The sequence below is a fragment of the Atopobiaceae bacterium genome (assembly GCA_022483015.1).
Classification (GTDB): Bacteria; Actinomycetota; Coriobacteriia; order Coriobacteriales; family Atopobiaceae; genus JALCUE01.
The window spans coordinates 537810-557048 of sequence record JAKVOB010000001.1 but is presented as its reverse complement, the minus strand read 5'-3'; the positions used below and the strand labels follow the sequence as shown (position 1 = coordinate 557048).

18 protein-coding genes and 1 tRNA gene are annotated in these 19239 nt (G+C 65.9%); 4 read left to right on the top strand and 15 right to left on the bottom strand.

Features of this window, described 5'->3' with window-relative positions; translation table 11 throughout:
- Window positions 1-52 precede the first annotated feature (52 nt).
- Genes LKE50_02430 through LKE50_02420 form a run of 3 tightly spaced genes read right to left on the bottom strand, consistent with a single transcriptional unit; the run spans window position 53 to window position 3206 of the window.
- Window positions 53-1222: a histidine kinase gene (locus LKE50_02430; protein ID MCH3967480.1), complete on the bottom strand. Its 1170-nt coding sequence runs from the start codon at window positions 1220-1222 to the stop codon at window positions 53-55.
- Window positions 1219-2562, bottom strand: coding sequence for a glycosyltransferase (locus tag LKE50_02425; GenBank protein MCH3967479.1), 1344 nt, complete (start codon window positions 2560-2562; stop codon window positions 1219-1221). The genes LKE50_02430 and LKE50_02425 overlap by 4 nt, the downstream gene beginning before the upstream one ends.
- Window positions 2559-3206, bottom strand: coding sequence for a QueT transporter family protein (locus LKE50_02420; protein ID MCH3967478.1), 648 nt, complete (start codon window positions 3204-3206; stop codon window positions 2559-2561). Before LKE50_02420 ends, LKE50_02425 begins: the two co-directional genes overlap by 4 nt.
- Window positions 3207-3401: 195 nt before the next feature.
- On the opposite strand from LKE50_02420, the gene LKE50_02415 reads away from it, so the two are divergent.
- Together LKE50_02415 and LKE50_02410 are read left to right on the top strand one after the other, a co-directional pair.
- The gene (locus tag LKE50_02415; protein ID MCH3967477.1) at window positions 3402-4400 is read left to right on the top strand and encodes a zinc dependent phospholipase C family protein; all 999 of its coding nucleotides are present in this window, start codon (window positions 3402-3404) and stop codon (window positions 4398-4400) included.
- Between the two features lie 74 nt (window positions 4401-4474).
- Window positions 4475-4566 (top strand) — tRNA-Ser (locus LKE50_02410).
- Window positions 4567-4731: 165 nt separating this feature from the next.
- On the opposite strand, the gene LKE50_02405 is transcribed toward LKE50_02410, so the two are convergent.
- Together LKE50_02405 and LKE50_02400 are read right to left on the bottom strand one after the other, a co-directional pair.
- Window positions 4732-6198, bottom strand: coding sequence for a radical SAM protein (locus LKE50_02405; GenBank protein MCH3967476.1), 1467 nt, complete (start codon window positions 6196-6198; stop codon window positions 4732-4734).
- Window positions 6199-6393: 195 nt separating this feature from the next.
- Entirely contained in the window at window positions 6394-7362 is a 969-nt protein-coding gene (locus tag LKE50_02400) for an L-lactate dehydrogenase (GenBank protein ID MCH3967475.1), read from the bottom strand.
- A 175-nt stretch (window positions 7363-7537) separates the two neighbouring features.
- Between LKE50_02400 and rlmD the strand changes: the two genes are divergently transcribed.
- A complete protein-coding gene (gene rlmD / locus LKE50_02395) occupies window positions 7538-8782 on the top strand; it encodes a 23S rRNA (uracil(1939)-C(5))-methyltransferase RlmD (protein ID MCH3967474.1) in 1245 nt (414 codons plus the stop codon).
- Between the two features lie 425 nt (window positions 8783-9207).
- On the opposite strand, the gene LKE50_02390 is transcribed toward rlmD, so the two are convergent.
- The 8 genes from LKE50_02390 to purE all read right to left on the bottom strand — a co-directional run bounded on the left by LKE50_02390 (window position 9208) and on the right by purE (window position 16241).
- Window positions 9208-9954 (bottom strand): SDR family oxidoreductase, encoded by a 747-nt coding sequence (locus LKE50_02390; protein MCH3967473.1) that lies wholly within the window; start codon window positions 9952-9954, stop codon window positions 9208-9210.
- Window positions 9955-9994: 40 nt separating this feature from the next.
- Window positions 9995-10750: an SDR family oxidoreductase gene (locus LKE50_02385; GenBank protein ID MCH3967472.1), complete on the bottom strand. Its 756-nt coding sequence runs from the start codon at window positions 10748-10750 to the stop codon at window positions 9995-9997.
- A 143-nt stretch (window positions 10751-10893) separates the two neighbouring features.
- Window positions 10894-11637, bottom strand: coding sequence for a phosphoribosylglycinamide formyltransferase (gene purN / locus LKE50_02380; GenBank protein MCH3967471.1), 744 nt, complete (start codon window positions 11635-11637; stop codon window positions 10894-10896).
- The gene (gene purM, locus LKE50_02375) at window positions 11634-12725 is read right to left on the bottom strand and encodes a phosphoribosylformylglycinamidine cyclo-ligase (protein MCH3967470.1); all 1092 of its coding nucleotides are present in this window, start codon (window positions 12723-12725) and stop codon (window positions 11634-11636) included. Before purM ends, purN begins: the two co-directional genes overlap by 4 nt.
- Window positions 12722-14278: an amidophosphoribosyltransferase gene (purF, locus tag LKE50_02370; GenBank protein ID MCH3967469.1), complete on the bottom strand. Its 1557-nt coding sequence runs from the start codon at window positions 14276-14278 to the stop codon at window positions 12722-12724. Before purF ends, purM begins: the two co-directional genes overlap by 4 nt.
- A gap of 47 nt (window positions 14279-14325) precedes the next feature.
- On the bottom strand, window positions 14326-15225 hold the full coding sequence (locus LKE50_02365; protein MCH3967468.1) for a class B sortase: 900 nt from the start codon (window positions 15223-15225) through the stop codon (window positions 14326-14328).
- 9 nt (window positions 15226-15234) lie between these two features.
- Entirely contained in the window at window positions 15235-15684 is a 450-nt protein-coding gene (locus tag LKE50_02360; protein MCH3967467.1) for a GatB/YqeY domain-containing protein, read from the bottom strand.
- A 98-nt stretch (window positions 15685-15782) separates the two neighbouring features.
- Window positions 15783-16241 (bottom strand): 5-(carboxyamino)imidazole ribonucleotide mutase, encoded by a 459-nt coding sequence (gene purE, locus LKE50_02355; protein ID MCH3967466.1) that lies wholly within the window; start codon window positions 16239-16241, stop codon window positions 15783-15785.
- Window positions 16242-16450: 209 nt separating this feature from the next.
- Between purE and LKE50_02350 the strand changes: the two genes are divergently transcribed.
- Window positions 16451-17353: a bifunctional hydroxymethylpyrimidine kinase/phosphomethylpyrimidine kinase gene (locus tag LKE50_02350; GenBank protein MCH3967465.1), complete on the top strand. Its 903-nt coding sequence runs from the start codon at window positions 16451-16453 to the stop codon at window positions 17351-17353.
- A gap of 253 nt (window positions 17354-17606) precedes the next feature.
- Here the strand turns inward: LKE50_02350 and LKE50_02345 are convergent, their stop codons facing one another.
- Both LKE50_02345 and LKE50_02340 read right to left on the bottom strand, forming a co-directional pair.
- Complete coding sequence (locus LKE50_02345) at window positions 17607-18497, bottom strand: hypothetical protein (GenBank protein ID MCH3967464.1); 891 nt, start codon at window positions 18495-18497, stop codon at window positions 17607-17609.
- A 117-nt stretch (window positions 18498-18614) separates the two neighbouring features.
- Entirely contained in the window at window positions 18615-19226 is a 612-nt protein-coding gene (locus tag LKE50_02340; protein ID MCH3967463.1) for an NUDIX hydrolase, read from the bottom strand.
- Window positions 19227-19239 lie beyond the last annotated feature (13 nt).

The following is a 19239-nucleotide window of genomic DNA, read 5'->3' as shown; positions in this document are numbered from 1 at the left end:
TCCGCCTCGGAAGGCGCGCCTGGCATGCGAAGGTCGCTCCTGTGATGATACCTCACTCGTCAAGGGCTGCACCAGCGAGCCTGAGGGTCACGCTCGTTCCCTCGCCTGGCTTCGACACGATGTCGACGCCCGAGCCAGGACCGTAGAACCGCTCGAGGCGCTCCGCGACGTTCCTGAGGGCGATCCCCGTGCCCTTGTCAGCGCCCGAGGCCGGGCGCGCCGTACCGTCGAGCAGCGACCGCGCGGTCCTCTCGTCCATGCCGAGGCCATCGTCGGTGACGGCGATGAGGATGTCGCCCGCGTCCTCGGCGACGTGCACGTCTATGTGGAGCGTCCCCTCCTCGCGCATGGCATGGCGCACGGAGTTCTCGACGATGGGCTGCACCACGAAGGCGGGGACGAGCACGTCCTCGCAGCCCTCGGCCACGACCTCGTGCTCCTGGATGCGCTCGTCACCGAAGCGGGCATGCTCGAGGTCGAGGTAGCGCTTCGTCTGGGCGAGCTCCCGCGAGAGCGGGATGCGGCTCTCGGAGTTCTCGAGGGTCTGCCTATAGAACGTGGAGAACTCGCGCAGCAGGTCACGGGCGCGCGATGGGTCGGTGCGCGTGAGGGCGGCGATGGTGTTCAACGTGTTGAACAGGAAGTGCGGGTTGATCTGGGCCTGGAGGGCCTTGACCTCGGCCTTGGCCGTGAGCTCGGCCTGCTGGTCCAGGGCATAGGCCGAGAGCTGCGTGGAGAGGAGCTCGGCGAAGCCGCGGGCGATGGCGAGCTGCGTGCGGTCGATGGCGATGTGGCTCGAGTAGTAGAACTTGATCGTCCCGACCGTCTTGTCCGACACCACGAGGGGCGCCACGATGCCAGCCGGCACCACGTCGCGCTTGGGATGACGGCCATGTATGGTCTCGTCGCCCGTGTCGGTCGAGACGATCATGTCGAAGGTCTCGAGCCTGCCCTTCTGGAGCACCTCGCGCGTGGCGGGCGTGTGGATGGGGCTGCCCACCGGGAACTCGTCAGCGAAGTCACCCACGTAGGCAAGGACCACCTCGGTGTTGGTCATGGCCACGGCGATGGCCTTGGTCTCGGGCAGGAGGAGCTCGCAGACCGCGTGACAGGCGTCGGGGACGAGCCCGTCGCGCATGTGCGCGAAGGTGTTGGAGGCCGTGCGGAGCGTACGCTCGGTCGCCTGCGAGCGCAGCGTGTCAGACCGCGTGAGGAGGCTCATCGCACACCCTCCCCCGCCTGACCGGCAGCCGAGGGGTCAGTCGGCGCCTCGGTGACGGGGCCCGGCCAGACCTGCGGGACATCCATCCCGAGCTTGGGCAGCCGCATGTCGGTGGACATGCGGACGGGCTTCTCGACGTCGACGGGAACGACCCGTCGGGGGCTTCCCATCGAGAGGAGCTGGCGGGCGAGCCCGGCATCGTCCCAGAGGCCCTCGATGAGACGCTGCCAATAGGTGAGGAAGGCCAGGTAGTTACCAGAGGTCTCCTGGACGTAGCGCTCCGCCTCGGGAATGCCCCTCCTGAAGATGCGGAGGTAGTCACCATGGCCCTCGCATCCGATGGCACGGGCGAGCGCGGTCCTACGGATCCGGTGCCTGAGGTCGGGCCCGATCCACTCGCCCGGGTAAGGCTCGAGCGAGGACGCCGTGACGCGACGGAGCTCCTCGCGCTTGGCTGCGACCTCGAACTTGTGGGTCTCGTAGACCCAGCGGTAGACGTCCTGCTGGAAACGGCCGACCGGCCTCGCCGAGGGAGGTGGCAGGTGCCGGATGTGCCACTCGTTGTCAAACCAGACGTCCATGCCGTTGAGACGCAGGTCGAAGAGGTAGTCGAGGTCCTCGCCTCGCGTGATCCAAGGGTCGAAGGGCACCCGCGAGAACGCCTCGGCATGCACGGCCATGCAGCCGCCGCAACAGACGTTCGAGCGCGAGATGCGGACGCCCTGGAGTGCCGGGGCCATCCAGGCGTTGAACTCCTGCCGCTTGGGCCACCAGTGGTCGTACCAACGATTCTTCTTCTCGTCGGCAAGGGCCGCCCCGTTGCGGTCGATGAAGTAGCCGCTCTTGGCATAGATGGGGAGGTTCTGACGCGTGAGCGAGCCCAGCCCGTAGCAGGCCTGCACCAGGAAGTCGGGGTCGAGCGCGACCTCGTCGTCGTCGATGAACACGACCACGTCATGGCCGAGGGCTGCGCCTACGGCAAGCCCCATGTTCCTGATGGCGCCGTAGCCACGCAGGGAGACCGTCTCGCCCACCATGCCAGGCGACATGGCCGAGACGCATCCTCGCACGACCTGGGCCTCGGGATGCCCTATCACGAGGGGGTTCAGGTTCGGGTGCGAGGCGCAGATGGCGTTCACGCGTGCACGAGCGCCCTCCTCGGCCACAGGGGGAGCCACCAGCAGCACCGCGACCCTCAGGACCCCGCGGACCTTCTCGAGCGAGGCAAGGCAGCCCTCGAGCTCCGGCTGGGGCCTCGAGAGCGGCGTGGCATGGTCGTAGGTCCCCTCCTGCCCCTCGCTGTTGGACCAGTAGGTGGGAACGACGACGAGCGGGTTCATCGCACCTCACCGCCCGTGTCCACCTGGCCGGCGGCCTCCTTGGGCGCAGGGGCCGACGATGCACCCGCGAGGCCGGCCGAGAGCTGCGCTGGAAGCGCCGTCCTCCTGAGCGCACGCGAGAGCGGCATGCCGAGCGCATAGATCACCACGGCCTCGCCGAGGCCGGTGGTCACGAAGCCGAAGAGGTACATGAGCGGATAGGATCCCTCGAGGGAGATGCTCGTGAAGGGGATGGTGTAGAAGCCGAGGCCCGCAAGCATCACGGGCAGGTAGGCGGACACGATGAGGGCGTTGGCCAGGACCGGTCCCATGAGCGCGAGTGCCGGATGGCGCCGGAGCCTCCAGGTGATGGCCGCGCCCAGGGCGGTGGCCGCAGACCCGAAGACGACGTCGAGAAGGCCGAGCGTGCCGGTACCCCCCAGCACGATGTTGGCGGCGTTCGCCACGGCACAGCCCAATGCCAGCCCAGGGACGGCATCAGGCGTGAAGAGCGCCAGGACCACGAGGGCCTCGGAGAGGCGGAACTGGACGGGCCCCCAGGCGAGGCCTCCCATGAAGAGGATGGCCACGAGCGTGGTGGCGGCATAGACCGCCGCGATCATCCCTATACGTGCGATGCGGTCCGCACGGGCGTTTCCTCCCATGCGCACCCCTTCCTGCCTTCCTCGTCCCAAAGCAATCCCCCGTCTTGACGCACGCGATCGGCCCGCATGGTTGCGAGGCCCCTACGTCGGATGATGTGACCGACGTCGATACACTCATTCTACCCCAGGTGATACGCTATGCATCTGTACGGGAAAGAGGAGGCCATCCCTCCGGGATTCCGATTGGAGGCACGTATGCCCGCCGTCTATGCCCACCACTTCTTCGCAGAGCATGCGATCGCCCTGCTGCCACCTCGCACGCTCGCCTCGCTCGACGAGTCCTATGCCTTCACGCTGGGAAACCAGGGTCCGGACCCCCTCTTCTTCAGGTGGCGCGGCAGCAGGGCGGACGCCCGCGTCGCGCACTCCCTCGCACGTGCCTGCCACCGCACCCTCCCCACCACCGAGCTCGAGACCGCCCGAGCGGCCGAGGATGACGCCGACGAGGCCGAGCCGGGTGCAGGCCCCGTGGCACGCGCGTTCGCGTTGGGGCTCCTCGCACACTATGTGCTCGACTCCACCACCCATCCCTTCGTCTACGCGCAGGAGGCGTCCCTCATCGATGCCGCGGACGGCCTCGAGGACGCCCAGAGCGAGACGCACGCCGTGATCGAGGCCGAGCTCGACTCGATGATGCTCTGGCGTGAGCGCGGCAAGACCGTGGCCGACTACCCCGACGGGCTCCTCCCCGAGGTTCCCACGCGGGTCCTCGAGGTGGCCGACCTCGTGATGGGCATGGTCGCCGGGGACGTCTATGGGGTCACCCTTCCCGATGACGTCTACCGCTCCTCGCTCGAGGACATGCGATGGTGCTACCGGCACATCGAACCCGCCGGCTCGCTCAAGGCAAGGGCCGTCGGCACCTGCGAGCGCGCCTTCAGGTCGCACTCGCAGGCCCAGGCCATGGCACATCCGGTCATGCGCCAGGACACCTGCCCCTCGGACAACCCGGACCACCTCCCCTGGCGCGACCCCTTCACCGGGCGCACCTCGAAGGCGAGCTTCACCGACCTCTTCGACGAGGCACTCCGCCGCTGGGGTGACGCAGCCGAGCTCTCCGTGGCCGGTGAGCCCCTCGTTCGCGTGACGCACCACCGCAACCACAACGGGCGCGCGCTCGCCCCCGAGGAGGACCGTCCGCTCGCGGACCTGTCGGGTACCGCCCGCACGAGCCTGCGGCATGAGGTCCGATGAGTGGGACCGATGCATGTGCCGCCCCCGCTGGCCGCCGCATGACAAGTGCGCTATGATGCTCTAGCACCATGTTTGGAGAGCTGACCGAGAGGCCGAAGGTGCTCGCCTGCTAAGCGAGTAAGGGACGCAAGTCCCTTCTGGGGTTCGAATCCCCAGCTCTCCGCCAGAACGTTTCGAGGACCCACGTCCCTATGGATGTGGGTCCTCTCTCATGTATGCGCACGCCGACGCCTGATGCACGTCGCCCCATGACGGGCCCGCAGAAAGAGGGACCCCACATCCGGTCGGATGCAGGGTCCCTCGTCAGAGATGCGGTACGAAGACGCAGGAGCTAGTCGGTCACGGCGTCCTGCTCGGCGTCGTCCTCGGCCAGCTTCTTGGCCTTGACGTTGACGTCCATCTGGCTCATCTCGTCGGCATAGATCTTCTTGCCGGTGGGGTGCTCGTCGAGCCAGAGCTGGTCGGCGACGGGCTTCCAGGCCTTGGCGTACGGCGTGGTCTTGTCGCACAGCTCCTCGACGCTCTCAGGCGCGGCATAGTCCGTGTTGGGGGCATCGGCCTCGTGGACGATCTGGGGCAGGATCTCGGGGTTCTCGAGCATGGGGCAGGGCTCGAGGAGGTTGTCCGTCCAGGGCCAGTGCTTGCGGTAGGCCTGGAAGATCGGCTGCTGGAAGCACTCGATGAGGGACTTGTCGTGGATGTTGGCGTTGGAGTAGTGGATGAAGACGCAGGGCTCCACGTCGCCACGGGCGTTGATGTGGCAGTAGACACGGCCGCCGGCGATGCAGCCACCCACGTACTCGCCGTCGTTCTGGAAGTCCATGGCGAAAATCTGCTTGCCACCGGTGATGCCACGGACCTCGCGGATGCGGTGGAACATGTACTCGCGCTGCTCGGGCGTGCACATGAGGTCGGGGGCGGCACCCTTGCCCACGGGCATGAGGTGGAAGTACCACGCGAAGCGGCAGCCCTTCGAGATGAGCAGGTCGTAGTACTCGTCGGACGTGACGTCCTTGTAGTTGAGCTTGGTGTAGGCGGTGGAGGTGCCGAAGAGGAGCTTGTGCGCACGCAGCTTGTCCATGGCAGCCATGGCCTCGTTGAAGCTGCCGTCGCCACGACGGCCGTCGTTGGACTCCTCGAAGCCCTCGACCGAGATCGAGAAGACGATGTTGGCCACGCGGCGCACGTCGTCGCAGAAGTCGTCGTCGATGAGGCTGGCGTTGGTGAAGATGTTGAAGATGCAGTCCTGGTGCTTCTCGGCAAGCTTGATGATGTCATGCTTGCGCACGAGCGGCTCGCCACCGGTCAGCATGTAGAGGTGGCAGCCCAGCTCGGAGCCCTCGGTCACGAGCTTGTCCATGTCCTCGAGGGAGAGGTTGTACTTGTTGCCGTACTCGGCGGCCCAGCAGCCGTTGCAGTGCTTGTTGCAGGCGCTCGTGGGATCGAACAGGATGATCCAGGGGACGTTGCACTGGTACTTCTCGGCGTTCTGCGTCGTGGTGCGGAGGCCGCGGAAGGCGGACTCGTAGGCACCGTTCAGGATGGCCGTCTTGAGGACGGTGCGGTCGGTGTTGTCGATGACGTCGAACAGGAACTGCTCCCACTTGCTCCCCGGGTAGAGACCGGCCTTGAGGCCGCGGGCGGCTCCGGGGGCGGTGTCCTTCAGGAGCTTGGACGCCATGTCGACGAGCTTGCCGATGTTCTGGTCGCGGTCATCCGAGCTGGCGGTGTCGATGATCTTGTCGAGCACCGCGCCAAAGGCCTTGCGCTCTGCCGCATGGGCTATCTTGGACTGCATTGCATACCCCTTCTGACGGTCTGGGCCTTTTTGACCCGAATTCAAATTCTCGAATGTGATGATATCCCTTTCCGCGGCACAATGCGCGGGACATGGGGGAATTCGTGTTTTGTCCTTCGGTCGGGAAGGGGCATCGAGAGGAACGTCCCACCCGCGGCGCACCAGGCTCCGGGGAGGGCCTCCTCCGCTCGACGCCTATGCCCGGTCGGAGTCCCACCACTCGAGGCGGGAGATGTTCTCCTTGATGTGGGCGCAGGACTTATGGAAGGCCTCCTGCTCGGTCGAGTCGAGGTCGGGCATGAAGACGCGCTCCACGCCGCCAGCCCCCACCGAGCAGGGGATGGACGTGAAGTGCCCCTCCTCGCCGTACTGGCCGGTGAGCAGCGTGGAGCAGGCCGTGATGTAGTGCTCGTTCGAGACCACGGCCTTGACCAGGCGCGTGGCCGCATCGGCGACCGCGTACTCGGTGCATCCCTTGCCGGCATAGGTCACGTAACCGCCCTGGCGCGCGAGGTCCTCGAGCTTGGGCCTGTCGAATTCGAAATGCTCGGGGTCCTCCTCCTCGAGCTGCGCGAGCGGCTTGCCGCCGAAGTTGACCTGGCTCCAGCAGGCGAACTGCGAGGCGCCGTGCTCGCCGAGCATGTAGCAGCCGATGGACTTCTGGTCGTAGCCCGTGGCCTGCGAGAGGACGTTGCGCAGACGGGAGGAGTCGAGGGCCGTGCCAGACCCCACCACGCGCGCGGGGTCACAGCCGGTGAGGTGCCAGATCTCGGTGGCCACGACGTCGCACGGGTTGGCGATGGTGACCCAGATGCCGTCGAAGCCGGCCTTCGCGATGCGGGCGGCGAAGGTGCGGGCGGTGTCGGTGGTCCAGAAGAGCTCGCCATCACGGTCTGTCGCGGCAAGGGCGACCTTGCCCGCGGCGTTCACGATGACATCGCAGTCGGCCAGGGCCTCGTAGTCCGTGCCGCAGGCCTCTATCCTCACGTTATGGGGGCAGAAGGCCAGTCCGTCGCGAAGGTCCTGGACCTCGGAGTCGAGCTTCTTCTGGTCGAGGTCGCAGAGGTAGAGCTCGTCGGCCACCCCCTGGAGCACCATGCTGTTGGCCACATGCGCTCCGACGTGACCCTGTCCCAGAATGCCGACCTTGCGGATGGTTCCCATACGAGCTCCCCCTCTTGTGGCGACGCCCCTGACGCGGCATCGGTTGCACGACATTCTAGCAGCCTGAACGATCGGCGCAGGCACAATCTGAAAGAGGCCGTCCGCCCGCGGGACGCATATGGGGCACCTGGGCCCCAGCGCACCGCCTCGCCCCTCACACAGCTACACTGTACGCATGGGATTCAAGACGTACACCTGCCCGATCGCCCGCTCGTGCGGAGGCTGCGAATGGCTCGCGGTCCCGTACGCCATACAGCTGCGCCGCAAGCGCGAGTCCGTCGAGCGCCTCTTCGCGGACATCCTCCCCGACGACCCACGGCTGCCCCATGGCCCTCACGCCGACGGCACCCTTCCCCGCATCCCCATGCTCGGCATGGACGAGTCCTCGGGCATCCCCGGCCTCGAACCGGTCGGCTACCGCCACAAGGCGGCCTCACCCTACACCCCCGGTGCCAACGGCAGCGTCCGCTGCGGCTTCTACGCGCGTGGCACCCATACGATCGTCCCATGCTCGTCCTGCCTCGTGGAGGACCCCCGCTGCCGCCAGGTCCTGAACGCCGTGGCGCGCGCCGCCGAGGAGTTTCGCATCCCGGCCTATGACGAGGACCGCGGCCGCGGGCTCCTCCGCCATGCCATCGTTCGCGCTGGCTGGGCCACGGACGACCTGCTCCTCACCATCGTCACCAACGGCGAGAAGGTCTCGCACGGGCGCGAGTTCGTCGATCGGGTCCGCGCCCTCGCGCCGAGCGTCACGGCCGTGGCACAGAACGTGAACCAGCGCCGTACCAACGCAATGCTCGGGCACGACTCGATGGCCCTCGTGGGTGGCGGCATCATGCACGACGAGCTCCTCGGCGTCTCTTTCGAGATCGGGCCAACGAGCTTCTACCAGACCAACCCCTTCCAGACCGAGCGCCTCTATGCCTGCGCGCTCGATGCGGCGGGACTCTCGTCGGACGGCGTGCGCGGGGTACGCCTGCTCGACGCCTACTGCGGCATCGGTACGATAGGCCTCGCCGCCGCACATCGCGTCCCGGGCCTCAAGGTCGTGGGCGTAGAGAACGTCGAGGGAGCCGTGGCGTGTGCCAGGAAGAACGCCGCCGAGAACGGCCTGGCAGACCGCTGCCGCTTCGTGCATGCCGACGCCACGGCCTACATGCGTGACGCCCGTGCCGGCCACGAGCACTTCGACGTCATCGTCCTCGACCCGCCACGGGCGGGATCCACGACATCGTTCCTCGAGGGGGCATCGGCACTGGCACCAGAGCGGATCGTCTATGTCTCATGCAACCCCGAGACCCAGCGTCGCGACTGCGACGTGCTGCTCAAGCTCGGCTGGCACCTCGATGCACTCACGTGCGTGGACATGTTCCCCCACACCTCGCACGTGGAGACCGTCGCCGCGCTCTCGCGCGCATAGGCGCTCCAAGGCTGGTCCGTGACACACTGGGGGAAAGAAGGCCCGCGCGTCCCCTGCGTCGACATGTGACGCGGTGAGGGTATCGCGCGGGCCGTGGATCATGGAACCCTATTCGTGCGGAGCCATGACACATTCAGGATATCCTACCAAGTGGTGTATCGGTAGTCGTTCTCGACCGCCCTATATTGTCTCTATGAGCTCACCACATATGTGATGTGGTTCAACATATACCTTGACTCACCTTGTGTTAAGCATCTTTTCAGACATGAAGGGCGCCACACGCCCGTTCTTCCAGCTATCTACTGGTTATATCGGTTCCACACCATTTACGGTATATCATTCCGCCAGAATCTACCGAAGAAGAGGCCGTCTGCGACTAGGTCCCAGACGGCCTCACATGGTTCGCCCGCCCAAGGCGGACGGCCCTAGAACGAGTTGCCGAACGTGCGCGCGTTCATCGTGTAGTAGCCACCGTCGACAGGAATCAGCGCGCTGTTGAAGAACTTCGAGACCTCGTCGGCCAGGAAGTTGTTCAGGTTGGCGACGTCCTCGGGCGTCCCGAGCCTCCTCGACGGGATCATGGACTCAGGAGGATCGGCAGCCTCGAACCTGGCCTCCTTCTCGGCTGAGAGCATATGGCCCTTGATGAGGCCGAACATCACCCCGTTGACGCGGATGGGGCGTATCTGGGCCGTGGCCTGGCGCACATAGTTTGCCAGCGACACGTTGAGCGTCGAGGTGAGATAGTCCTTCTCGATCATGAACGCCGATATGGGCAGGTCATAGATGACGCTGGCCAGCTCGGACTTGCCGAGGAGGTCCGTGAGGTGCTTGGTGAGCAGCATCGGGGCATAGAGGATGTGCTTGGAGGCCTGCTCCATCTCGGCCTCGTCGACCTCCCCGATCCTGCCGTCGTACTCGCGGTCGCAGACCGTCGTGAGGATGTCCAGGACGCCATAGCGCTCGCCTATCAGGTCGGAGAGCGACGCGACGTCGGACTCCTTGGTGACGTCGCAGACGACATGGTCGAGACCGTCGCCCAGGCCCTTGACCTCGTCGGTGAGGTCACCGACGCCGATGACCCTGGCGCCTTCCTTGAGATACCGCGTGGCAGTGGCAAGCCCTATACCGGTGGAGATGCCCGTGACGAGCGCCACCTTGTTGTTCAGCATGGTCTTCATCCCTTCCGTGTGAATGAGTGGTTTCGACGGCCTAGCTGAGACGCGTGAGCGTCCCGCCGTCGATGGAGATGTCACAACCGTTGATATAGGAGGCCTCGTCTGAGCAGAGGAAGCTCACGAGGTCGCCTATCTCGTCCGGCTCGGCCATCCTGCCACTCGGGATGAGCGTGCCCATGTACTTGATGACTTGCTCGGTCTCCTCGGGCGTGCGGCTCTTGGCGAAGATCGGGGTGATGAAGGGCCCTGGAGAGAGGCTCATGACACGAACCCCCGGAAGCCCCCCGGCTGACTGCTTGCTATAGAGGTTCATGCCCGTCTTGCAGATGCCATAGAGGATGTCGCCCGGCTCGATCGTGCGGGCGCCGATGCTCGACACGTGGATGATGACAGGACTTCCATGCTCGGCCTGCTCGAGGTACTCGTAGCAGTACCTGGTGAACATGACCGAGGACTTCAGCAGCAGGTCCACCGCGAAGTCGAACTTCTCGGACGTGACCTCCTTGACGGAGTAGTGGACGCCGACGCCCGCGGAGTTGATGAACACGTCGAGGTGGCCGTCGAAGAGCTCCCTGACCTTGTCGCATGCGGCCCTGATCTGGTCGAGGTCCGTGACGTCACACTTGAACGGGATGTACCTGTCGCCCAGGTGCTGCACGTTCTCGAAGTTACGGCCGAGGCCGAGCACCGTGGCACCCTCGCGGAGGAACATCTCCGTGATGGAGAGCCCGATTCCCGAGGTCGACCCGGCGATCATCACCTTGTAGCCGTCATACTTCCCTGTTGCCATGTACCTACCTCCCATTTCGTCGCTTCCTGCGTCATCCCTGACGCCTTAGGACTGCCGAACGAGGAGCATGCACGTGTCTGCAGAAATGCCAGGCAGCACGCTATTCTGTTACCCACACGACCTGCCGTCGCATCGATGGGGGGCTACGCCGACGCGACCTCCACGGTGCCGTCGGCACGTACGTGGACGCGCCCCTGGGCCAGCAGCTGGATGGTGGCCGGGTAGAGCTCGTGCTCGATGTCATGGATGTGGGACTCGAGCTCGTCGACGTCCCACCCCTCGCGCACGGACAGCGCCCGCTGGGCGATGATGGGGCCCGCATCATAGTCGGCGTTGGCGAAGTGGACCGTCACGCCGGTCACCTTGACCCCGCGCGCATAGGCCTCGGCGATGGCATGCGCCCCCGGGAAGCTCGGGAGCAGCGCGGGATGCAGGTTCACGATGCGGTTGGGGAAGGTCGCCAGTAGCGGCGCACCCACCTTGCGCATGTAGCCAGCCATGATGACGTAGTCCACGCCCGCACGATAGAGCTCGCCCGCGATGACCTCGTCGGCCACGACGGGGTCGGCATAGGTCTCCTTCGAGAGCGTGAGCGTCTGGATGCCGGCCTCCTCGGCACGCTTGAGGCCGAAGGCCGACGGCCTGCTCGAGACCACGAGCGCGACCTCGGCATCGAGCGCACCGGCGGCGATCGCGTCGATGATGGCCTGCAGGTTGGTCCCGTTGCCCGAGATGAGGACCCCCAGGCGCAGCGGGCTGTGCGGCGTGAAGCCGTCCCCCTCGGCCGCGGTCCCCACGACCGAGCACAGCTCCGACTCGAAGGCGTCGGAGCCCTCGGCCGCATCGAGCGTCGAGGTGTCGAGGGCAGGGTCCCTCTTTGCGCTCATCGGTAGGTCACCGTGCCCGTGCCAGCGACGCACTCGCCCATCACGAAGGGCTCCTGTCCCTGGGCCACGAGGGCCTCGCAGACCTCGTCCACGTCATCGGGGTCGCACAGGACGCTCATGCCCACGCCCATGTTGAAGGTCTTGTAGGCCTCGTCGGGCGTGAGGCCCGCCGCGCGGACCATGTACGAGATGACCGGCGGGACGGACCACGCGGGGTCGTCGCCTGCCACGCCACCGCGGCCATCGGCACCACGGTCGACCACGGCGTCCACGTCCGCCGGAAGGGCGCGGTTGAGGTTCTCGGTGATGCCGCCGCCGGTGATGTGGGCCATGGCATGGATCGGGGCACCTGCGGCGAGGGCCGCCACCAGCGCACCCGAGTAGATGGTCGTCGGGGCCAGCACGGCATCGGCCAGGCTCTTGCCTCCGAGGTCCGCCTGCGGCTCATCGAGCTGCTCGACGGTCTTGCCCTCGATGGCGACCTTGCGGACGAGTGAGTAGCCGTTCGAGTGGATTCCCGAGCTGGGAAGCCCGATGATGACGTCCCCGACGTGCACGCGGTCGGCCCCGAGCATCTTGGGGCGGTCGACCGCGCCGACGCAGAAGCCCGCGAGGTCATAGTCATCCGCACGCATCACGCCTGGGTGCTCGGCCATCTCGCCGCCGATGAGGGCACAGCCCGACTTCTCGCAACCGCGCGCGATACCGGCCACGATGTGCGACATGCTCTCTGCCTCGATGCGGCCGATAGCGACGTAATCCAGGAAGAACAGGGGCTCGGCACCTGTCACGACCACGTCGTCGACGCACATGGCCACGAGATCCTCACCCACGGTGTCGTTGCGGCCGAGCATCTGGGCGATGGCGAGCTTGGTGCCGACGCCGTCCGTGCCCGAGACGAGCACGGGGTCGTCCATCGCCTTGAGGCCGGCAGCCGAGAAGAGGCAGCCGAAGCCGCCGAGGCCTCCCAGGCACTCGGGCCGGTCCGTGCGTGCCACGGCATCCTTGATGGCGTCGACGGCGCGGGCGCCCTCGTCGACGTCGACGCCTGCATCCGCATAGCTCACGTGCGTGGGGGTCTCGCTCATCTGGTGCTTCCCTTCTCGGTGGTGGAATCTCCTGGTCCGTCTGGAACAAGGTCCTCGATCCTCATCTGCGAGGTCCGAGAGGCGTGTGAGAGGTTGTTGGGCTCGTAGCCCTCGAGGAACTTGCCCGCAGAGAAGCTCTCGGGAATCTCGACGGGATACTCCCCCGTGAAGCAAGCCTGGCAGTAGCCGCTCATGGGCACCGACTTCAGGAGGCCGGGAACCGAGAGGAAGGCGAGGGAGTCCGCCCCGATGTAGTCGCATATCTCGTCGACGGACTTGTTCGCCGAGATGAGCTGGTCCTGCGTGTCGGTGTCGATGCCATAGAAGCAGGGCCAGATGACCTCGGGGGAGTTGATGCGCACGTGGACCTCGAGCGCACCGGCATCCTTGAGCATGCGCACGATCTGCTTGGACGTGGTGCCGCGCACGATGGAGTCGTCGATCATGACGAGGCGCTTTCCGGCCACGTTGTCGCGGAGGGCGTTGAGCTTGAGACGGACGCCGAGCTCGCGGAGCTCCTGGGTGGGTTGGATGAAGGTCCGCGCGACGTAGCGGTTCTTGATGAGCCCCTCGCCGAAGGGGAGTCCCAGCTCGTGGGCGAAGCCCTCAGCAGGCGGCAGGCCGGAGTCAGGCACGCCTATCACGAGGTCGGCGTCGGCCGGGGACTCACGGGCGAGCTCGGCGCCCATCGCATAGCGCATCGAGTAGATGGAGCGACCGCCCGCGATGGAATCGGGACGCGAGAAGTACACGTCCTCGAAGATGCAGTTGGCCGGAATCTCACGCGAGACCCCCTGCAGCGAGGAGAGGCCGTCGCCCGAGATACGGATGATCTCGCCCGGCACGACGTCACGCACGTACTCGGCACCGAGGATGTCGAGGGCACAGGTCTCGCTCGCGACGACCCAACCAGCATCGGCAGCGAGCCGTCCGAGGACGAGGGGCCTGATGCCATGGGGGTCACGGAAGGCATAGAGCGCGTCCTCGCGTACGAGGGCCATGGCATAGCCCCCCTCCACCATGGACATCATCCTGGCGATGCCCTGCGTGATGTGGTGGGTCTGCTCGGTGAAGTACCCCACGAGCTTGGCCGCGACCTCGCTGTCGGTGTTAGACCTGAAGGGTATGCCCAGGTTCACCAGCTCGCGCCTGAGCTCGTCGGAGTTCACGAGGGTGCCATTGTGCGCGAGCGCGATGATGACGTCGTTGATGGCCGAGAGGTGCGGCTGAGCCGCCTCCCAGCTCTTGGCTCCCGACGTACCGTAGCGCACGTGGCCCACCGCGACATGGCCTGGCATGGCCGCCAGGTCGGAGTCGGTGAAGACCTGGCTCACGAGGCCCAGGTCCTTCCTCACCAGGACGGTGTGCCCATCCCCCACGGCGATGCCAGCCGACTCCTGGCCCCGGTGCTGCAGGGCACGAAGGGCGAAGTAGGTCATGCGGGCAACGTCGTGACCGGGGGCCCAGATTCCGAAGACGCCACACTCCTCATGGAGCTGGTCCCTCTCGTCGTCATAGGCACCCGTCGAGGCGGGACGGCTGGTCGGTGTCATGCGGGACGCCGCACGATCGTCGTTCTGCACCATGCTGTGAGGTCCTCCTAGCTCGTCGCGTTGAGCGCGGCGTTCGCCTCTGACTTCGGGACGCACACCAGGATGGTGCGCCCATAGCCATCGATGTAGTTGCAGGTCGAGAGCGTGAGGGCGTGAGAGGCGCCCCCGATGATGGAATCGGCCGATCCCACATGTGCCACCGAGGATCCCAGCAGGCCATCGAGGTAGGTCCGGAACTCCTCCTGCGAGGTGAACGAGAACCTGCGCACGTTCTGGTCGTCAGGATTGGTGTAGTAGACGAGCAGGGGCTCGAGCTCGTAGTTCTGGGCCTCCGTGCAGTACCAGACCGTGGTGATCGAATCGAAGAAGCCTTGGTCGGCCATGTCGGCGACCTGCTTGAACATCGACCCGTTCTTGAGGTGGTGCCCATAGATGATGGTCTGCTGGTCGACCATGCCAGGAGCGGTGTTCTGATAGTCCATGAAGATCTGGCCACCCACGCCGTAGATGCCGTCGGCGTTGGTGTTGAGGTAGTGGTCGTTGTCGGACGATTGGAACACGGGATAGTTGATGACGGTGCCAGGTACGTAGATCCAGCCGACGACGTCCGGGTAGGTCGCCTTCAACGTGGCCCAGTCGATGACCGGGGCCGTCGAGGCATCGTCGGAGACGGTGGCATACTCGGCAAGCTTCTCGTTCTCCTGGTCCTGCTGACCGTACTGCCACTGTGCATAGCCCCACATGCCGGCAGCCACCAGGAGCAGGATGATGCCGAGCGCGATGAGTATGTTCGAGATGATGCGGGACTTCGACCTCTTGGGCTTGTCGGGCTTCGGTGACGGACTGGCGGCCGATGAGGCATCGGCGTAGGCCGGCAACGGCGACTGGACGGACGTAGGTCCCGCAGGATCGGGGGCCCGGGACACATTCTTGAGGTGAGAGGCCATGGGAGTCTCCTAGCCGAGCTTCTTGCCGGCATAGGCCGCGGCGGCCGGCTTGTCGAAGTTGCCGTTCGTACGCGTGGCGAGCTCACCCATGAGACGGCCCATGTCACGACGGCCGGAAAGGCCGAGCTCATCGATCACATGGTCGACCTCGGTCTCGAGCATGGCACCGTCGAGCTGCGCCGGAAGGAGCCCGTCGAGGATCTGGGCCTGGCTCGAGAGCTCCGCGATGCGATCGGCATGGGCATCGTCGCCTGCCTTGTGGAGGGCGTCGAGCTCCTCGCCGGTGACCTTCTGCAGCTTCTTCACCGCGGCCGTGATGTCGGCCTCGGTGACGTCGCGGCGTTCGTCGACCTCGATCTGCTTCACGGCCTGGTTGACCTGGCGCAGGATGGAGAGGCGCACCTTGTCGTGGGCCTTCATGGCCTCCTTGATCTGGTCGAGCAGCTCTGCCTTCTGCATCCTGCGATGCTCCCTCCTTGTCGCCGGGACGGGCCCGGCGAGGTGGTCTCGTGTGGTTGGGCCGACGCGCGGACGCGCCCGACCCGGAATGGTGCCTGCTAGGCCTCTGCCATCTGGCGCTTGAGCTCGATGATCTTCTCGCGGTACTCGGGATCCGTCGCGCCGATGATCTGCGTGGCATAGATGGCCGCGTTCTTGGCGCCGCCGATGGCCACGCAGGCCACCGGAACGCCAGAGGGCATCTGCACCATCGAGAGCAGCGAGTCCATCCCACCGAGGTCACTCGTCTTCATGGGCACACCCACGATGGGCAGGGGCGTGAAGGCCGCCACGACACCGCCGAGGTGCGCCGCCTTGCCCGCCGCGGCGATGATGACCTTGAGGCCACGATCGGCAGCGGTGGAGGCCCACTCACGGACCTTGTCGGGGGCACGGTGCGCCGATGCGACCACGAGCTCATAGGGGACGCCCAGCTCGTCAAGCTCCTTCGTGCACGCCTCCATGGCCGGCATGTCGGACTTCGATCCCATGATGATGCCTACGACGGGCTCTGCCATTGCTTCTCCCTTGGTGATGGACCCACATATTGACTCTGGTCACCAGTATAGACGGCCCCGGGGCTTGCGGGTTCCGGCAGGGCGGCTTAGATGCCAGCACCCCTCCTGAACGGGTCAGGCAAGGGAGGTGGGGAAGGCGAGGTCGGCCGATAACGGCTATCCTATGTGCCGCACGCCGGTCTTTCAGTCCGCGTCGGAGGGAACCACCAATGACCCATGCAAGCAACCTCTACCTCTACAAGCGAAATGGCTCGTACATTCCTCGCGTCGCCGCGGTTCATGACCTGTGCGGCTATGGGAAGTGCTCGCTCGGCGTCGCCATCCCCGTGCTCTCGGCAGCAGGATGCGACGTCTGCCCCGTGCCCACGTCCCTCTTCTCGGCACACACCAAGTTCCCTGAGTTCTACATGCACGACACCACGTCCATGCTGTCCGACTACCTCGACGCCTGGGTGAAGGAGGGTATCGAGCTCGACGCCATCTACTCCGGCTTCCTCGGTGCCGCTGACCAGGTCGCCTGCATCACGCGTCTCTACCGCGAGCATCCCAAGGCGCTCCGCGTGGTCGACCCCGTCATGGGCGATGCCGGCCAGATGTATCCCACCTACACCCCCGAGCTCTGCCAGGCCATGAGCGAGCTGGTCGACGGTGCCGACGTGCTCACCCCCAACCTCACCGAGGCCTCGATTCTCACGGGAACCGACTACGCCGGCCAGGACGTCGACAACGCCTACATCCACACCATGATCGACAAGCTCCTGGGCATGGGTGCCAAGAACGTCGTCCTCAAGGGCATCGTCCGCGGTGACGGCAAGATACGGAACTACCTCGCCTGCACCGAGGCCCTTGACAACGGCTATGGCGTCAACGGCACCGGCATCGTCGAGATCGACGAGGACGTCCTGCCCTACATGCTCCACGGCACCGGCGACCTCTACTGCTCCGGACTCCTCGCCGCCATCATGGCAGGCAGGAGCATCCAGGACGCCACCGAGTTCGCCGGCCGCCTCGTCATCGACGCCATGAAGGTCACGCGCGAGCAGCCTGACTACGAAGTGCGCGGCGTGAGCTTCGAGTCCGTCCTCGGCGACGTCACCGACCTGCTTCGCTGACGACCGAGATGGCATGTGGGACGTCCGTCCCTGCCGAGGGGAACCGATGACGCGAAGGCGACCACACACCCGTCAGGGCGGCAGCGCCGGAGGTCGCCGGCATCAGCGCGCTCGCGGCCGAGGCGCCCCGTGGTCACAGGAAGGCAAGAGAATCGAGAAGGACGGCCGGTGTACGCCGGCCGTCCTTCTTGCCCATATGCGATGAGGCGCATGGTGACGGCCGAACGCCAGCCTTGCATCGCGGACCTTGGGATCAGGAAGCGCTTGCCGTCGCCGACGCGTCGGCAGAGGCCGCCGTGTCCGCGGTCGTGGCATCGTCGGTCGTGACCGACACGGTCGTGGCAGACGACGTGGTGGACGAGCCGAATGCCGAGAGGAGCGGGTTGTCTGTGAACGACGTGACCTTGTCCTTGAGGTTCGCGGCTGTGGTCGAGTCCATCCCGGTGATGTTGCAGTTGAGGTTGAACGCGTTGTTGGTCGTGGTCGTCTTGGTCCACACGAAGGTCATGAAGGTCTTGGTGCGCCCGGTGGGCTTGAGGAACCCGAAGGCCTGCGACTGCTCGATGTCGCCGTCGTCGTCCACGTGAACGCTGACGTGATAGACGACCGTATCGATATTAGGGTTGAGCAGGGCGTTCACGGCGAACGCCGTCGCCTGGATCTGGGAGCCCGAGAGGCACTCCATCTCATCCTTGGAGGAGGTGTCGACAACCGAGACCTCGATACGGCCGGTGTTCTCGTCGGCTTCCTGCACGGAGAAGTCCTCGGGGAACTGGGTGAAGCCATTGCCCCACTCGACGCCCCCCTTGAGCGCCGACGTCACGGTGCGCACGCTGACGTCGCTCGAGAGGTCGGCGGTGTTGGCACGACGGGCGACGCCGCACGACACCTGTGCGAGCACCACCACTGCGAGGACGAGCACCACGAAGATCACGGCGGTGCGAGCGATGATCTTGCCCACGTTGGAACCGGACGGGTCGTCCTCGGACAGCGGGTCGACGTCGATGCCGTTGCCCTTCTCCTTGCGATGGCGATGCTGCTTGGCGGCATTCGAGGCGTTACTATGCCCCGACTCGTCTACCTCGCCAAAGAGCTCCTCGACCTGCTCGGAGTCAGGCGCGAGGGCCTTCTGCTTCTTTGCCATCACGTCTCCCGTCGCGCACGGCCCCGAAGGGCCGGCCTCATCGACCAAACAAGTGGATTATACGCGCGAGGCACCTCGGCAGAGGGCTCGCACGCCTACCTTCACGGTCCCTTCGCCCTAGCCTTGCGAGGGGTCCTCCGGACTCAGGCGATGCGCCACGGCATCGCAGACGAGCGCGCCGACCACGGTCTTGGCATCCTCGATGCGACCGTCGAGGACGGCATCGATGAGCTCAGGAAGGTCGACGAGGTCGACGTTGATGAACTCGTCGGCGTCAGGGCTCGACTCGTCCTGCGTGAGCTCGGTCGCCATGTAGAGATGGATGAGCTCGTCCGAGAAGCCCGCCGAGCTCGCGATCGTGGTGAGGAAGGCCATCTTCCCCGCCCGGAGGCCCGTCTCCTCCGCAAGCTCGCGGTGGGCACAGTCGAGCGGGTCCTCGCCCGGGTCGAGCTTGCCAGCCGGAATCTCGACCGTCACGCGACCGAGGGCCGTGCGGTACTGACGGACCAGGCAGATGCGACCGTCCTCCGTCAGTGCCACGATGGCGACGGCACCACAGTGCCGGACGACGTCTCGCACGGCCTTCCGGCCATCGGGAAGCGCCACGTCGAGCCTGTCGACCGTGAAGATGCGGCCCTTCCAGGCGGCCTGCTCGTCGAGCACGTGCTCGGCCAGCGCATCGTCGCGCGGGTCGTCGTCACCCAGCACGAGCCGACGACGCTCGGGCATGCCCGAGGCGTGG

Bases quoted from the DNA above. Each gene is read 5' to 3' on its own strand.
- LKE50_02430 (MCH3967480.1), bottom strand. From the start codon at position 1,222: ATGAGCCTCCTCACGCGGTCTGACACGCTGCGCTCGCAGGCGACCGAG.
- LKE50_02425 (MCH3967479.1), bottom strand. From the start codon at position 2,562: ATGAACCCGCTCGTCGTCGTTCCCACCTACTGGTCCAACAGCGAGGGG.
- LKE50_02420 (MCH3967478.1), bottom strand. From the start codon at position 3,206: ATGGGAGGAAACGCCCGTGCGGACCGCATCGCACGTATAGGGATGATC.
- LKE50_02415 (MCH3967477.1), top strand. From the start codon at position 3,402: ATGCCCGCCGTCTATGCCCACCACTTCTTCGCAGAGCATGCGATCGCC.
- LKE50_02405 (MCH3967476.1), bottom strand. From the start codon at position 6,198: ATGCAGTCCAAGATAGCCCATGCGGCAGAGCGCAAGGCCTTTGGCGCG.
- LKE50_02400 (MCH3967475.1), bottom strand. From the start codon at position 7,362: ATGGGAACCATCCGCAAGGTCGGCATTCTGGGACAGGGTCACGTCGGA.
- rlmD (MCH3967474.1), top strand. From the start codon at position 7,538: ATGGGATTCAAGACGTACACCTGCCCGATCGCCCGCTCGTGCGGAGGC.
- LKE50_02390 (MCH3967473.1), bottom strand. From the start codon at position 9,954: ATGCTGAACAACAAGGTGGCGCTCGTCACGGGCATCTCCACCGGTATA.
- LKE50_02385 (MCH3967472.1), bottom strand. From the start codon at position 10,750: ATGGCAACAGGGAAGTATGACGGCTACAAGGTGATGATCGCCGGGTCG.
- purN (MCH3967471.1), bottom strand. From the start codon at position 11,637: ATGAGCGCAAAGAGGGACCCTGCCCTCGACACCTCGACGCTCGATGCG.
- purM (MCH3967470.1), bottom strand. From the start codon at position 12,725: ATGAGCGAGACCCCCACGCACGTGAGCTATGCGGATGCAGGCGTCGAC.
- purF (MCH3967469.1), bottom strand. From the start codon at position 14,278: ATGACACCGACCAGCCGTCCCGCCTCGACGGGTGCCTATGACGACGAG.
- LKE50_02365 (MCH3967468.1), bottom strand. From the start codon at position 15,225: ATGGCCTCTCACCTCAAGAATGTGTCCCGGGCCCCCGATCCTGCGGGA.
- LKE50_02360 (MCH3967467.1), bottom strand. From the start codon at position 15,684: ATGCAGAAGGCAGAGCTGCTCGACCAGATCAAGGAGGCCATGAAGGCC.
- purE (MCH3967466.1), bottom strand. From the start codon at position 16,241: ATGGCAGAGCCCGTCGTAGGCATCATCATGGGATCGAAGTCCGACATG.
- LKE50_02350 (MCH3967465.1), top strand. From the start codon at position 16,451: ATGACCCATGCAAGCAACCTCTACCTCTACAAGCGAAATGGCTCGTAC.
- LKE50_02345 (MCH3967464.1), bottom strand. From the start codon at position 18,497: ATGGCAAAGAAGCAGAAGGCCCTCGCGCCTGACTCCGAGCAGGTCGAG.
- LKE50_02340 (MCH3967463.1), bottom strand. From the start codon at position 19,226: ATGCCCGAGCGTCGTCGGCTCGTGCTGGGTGACGACGACCCGCGCGAC.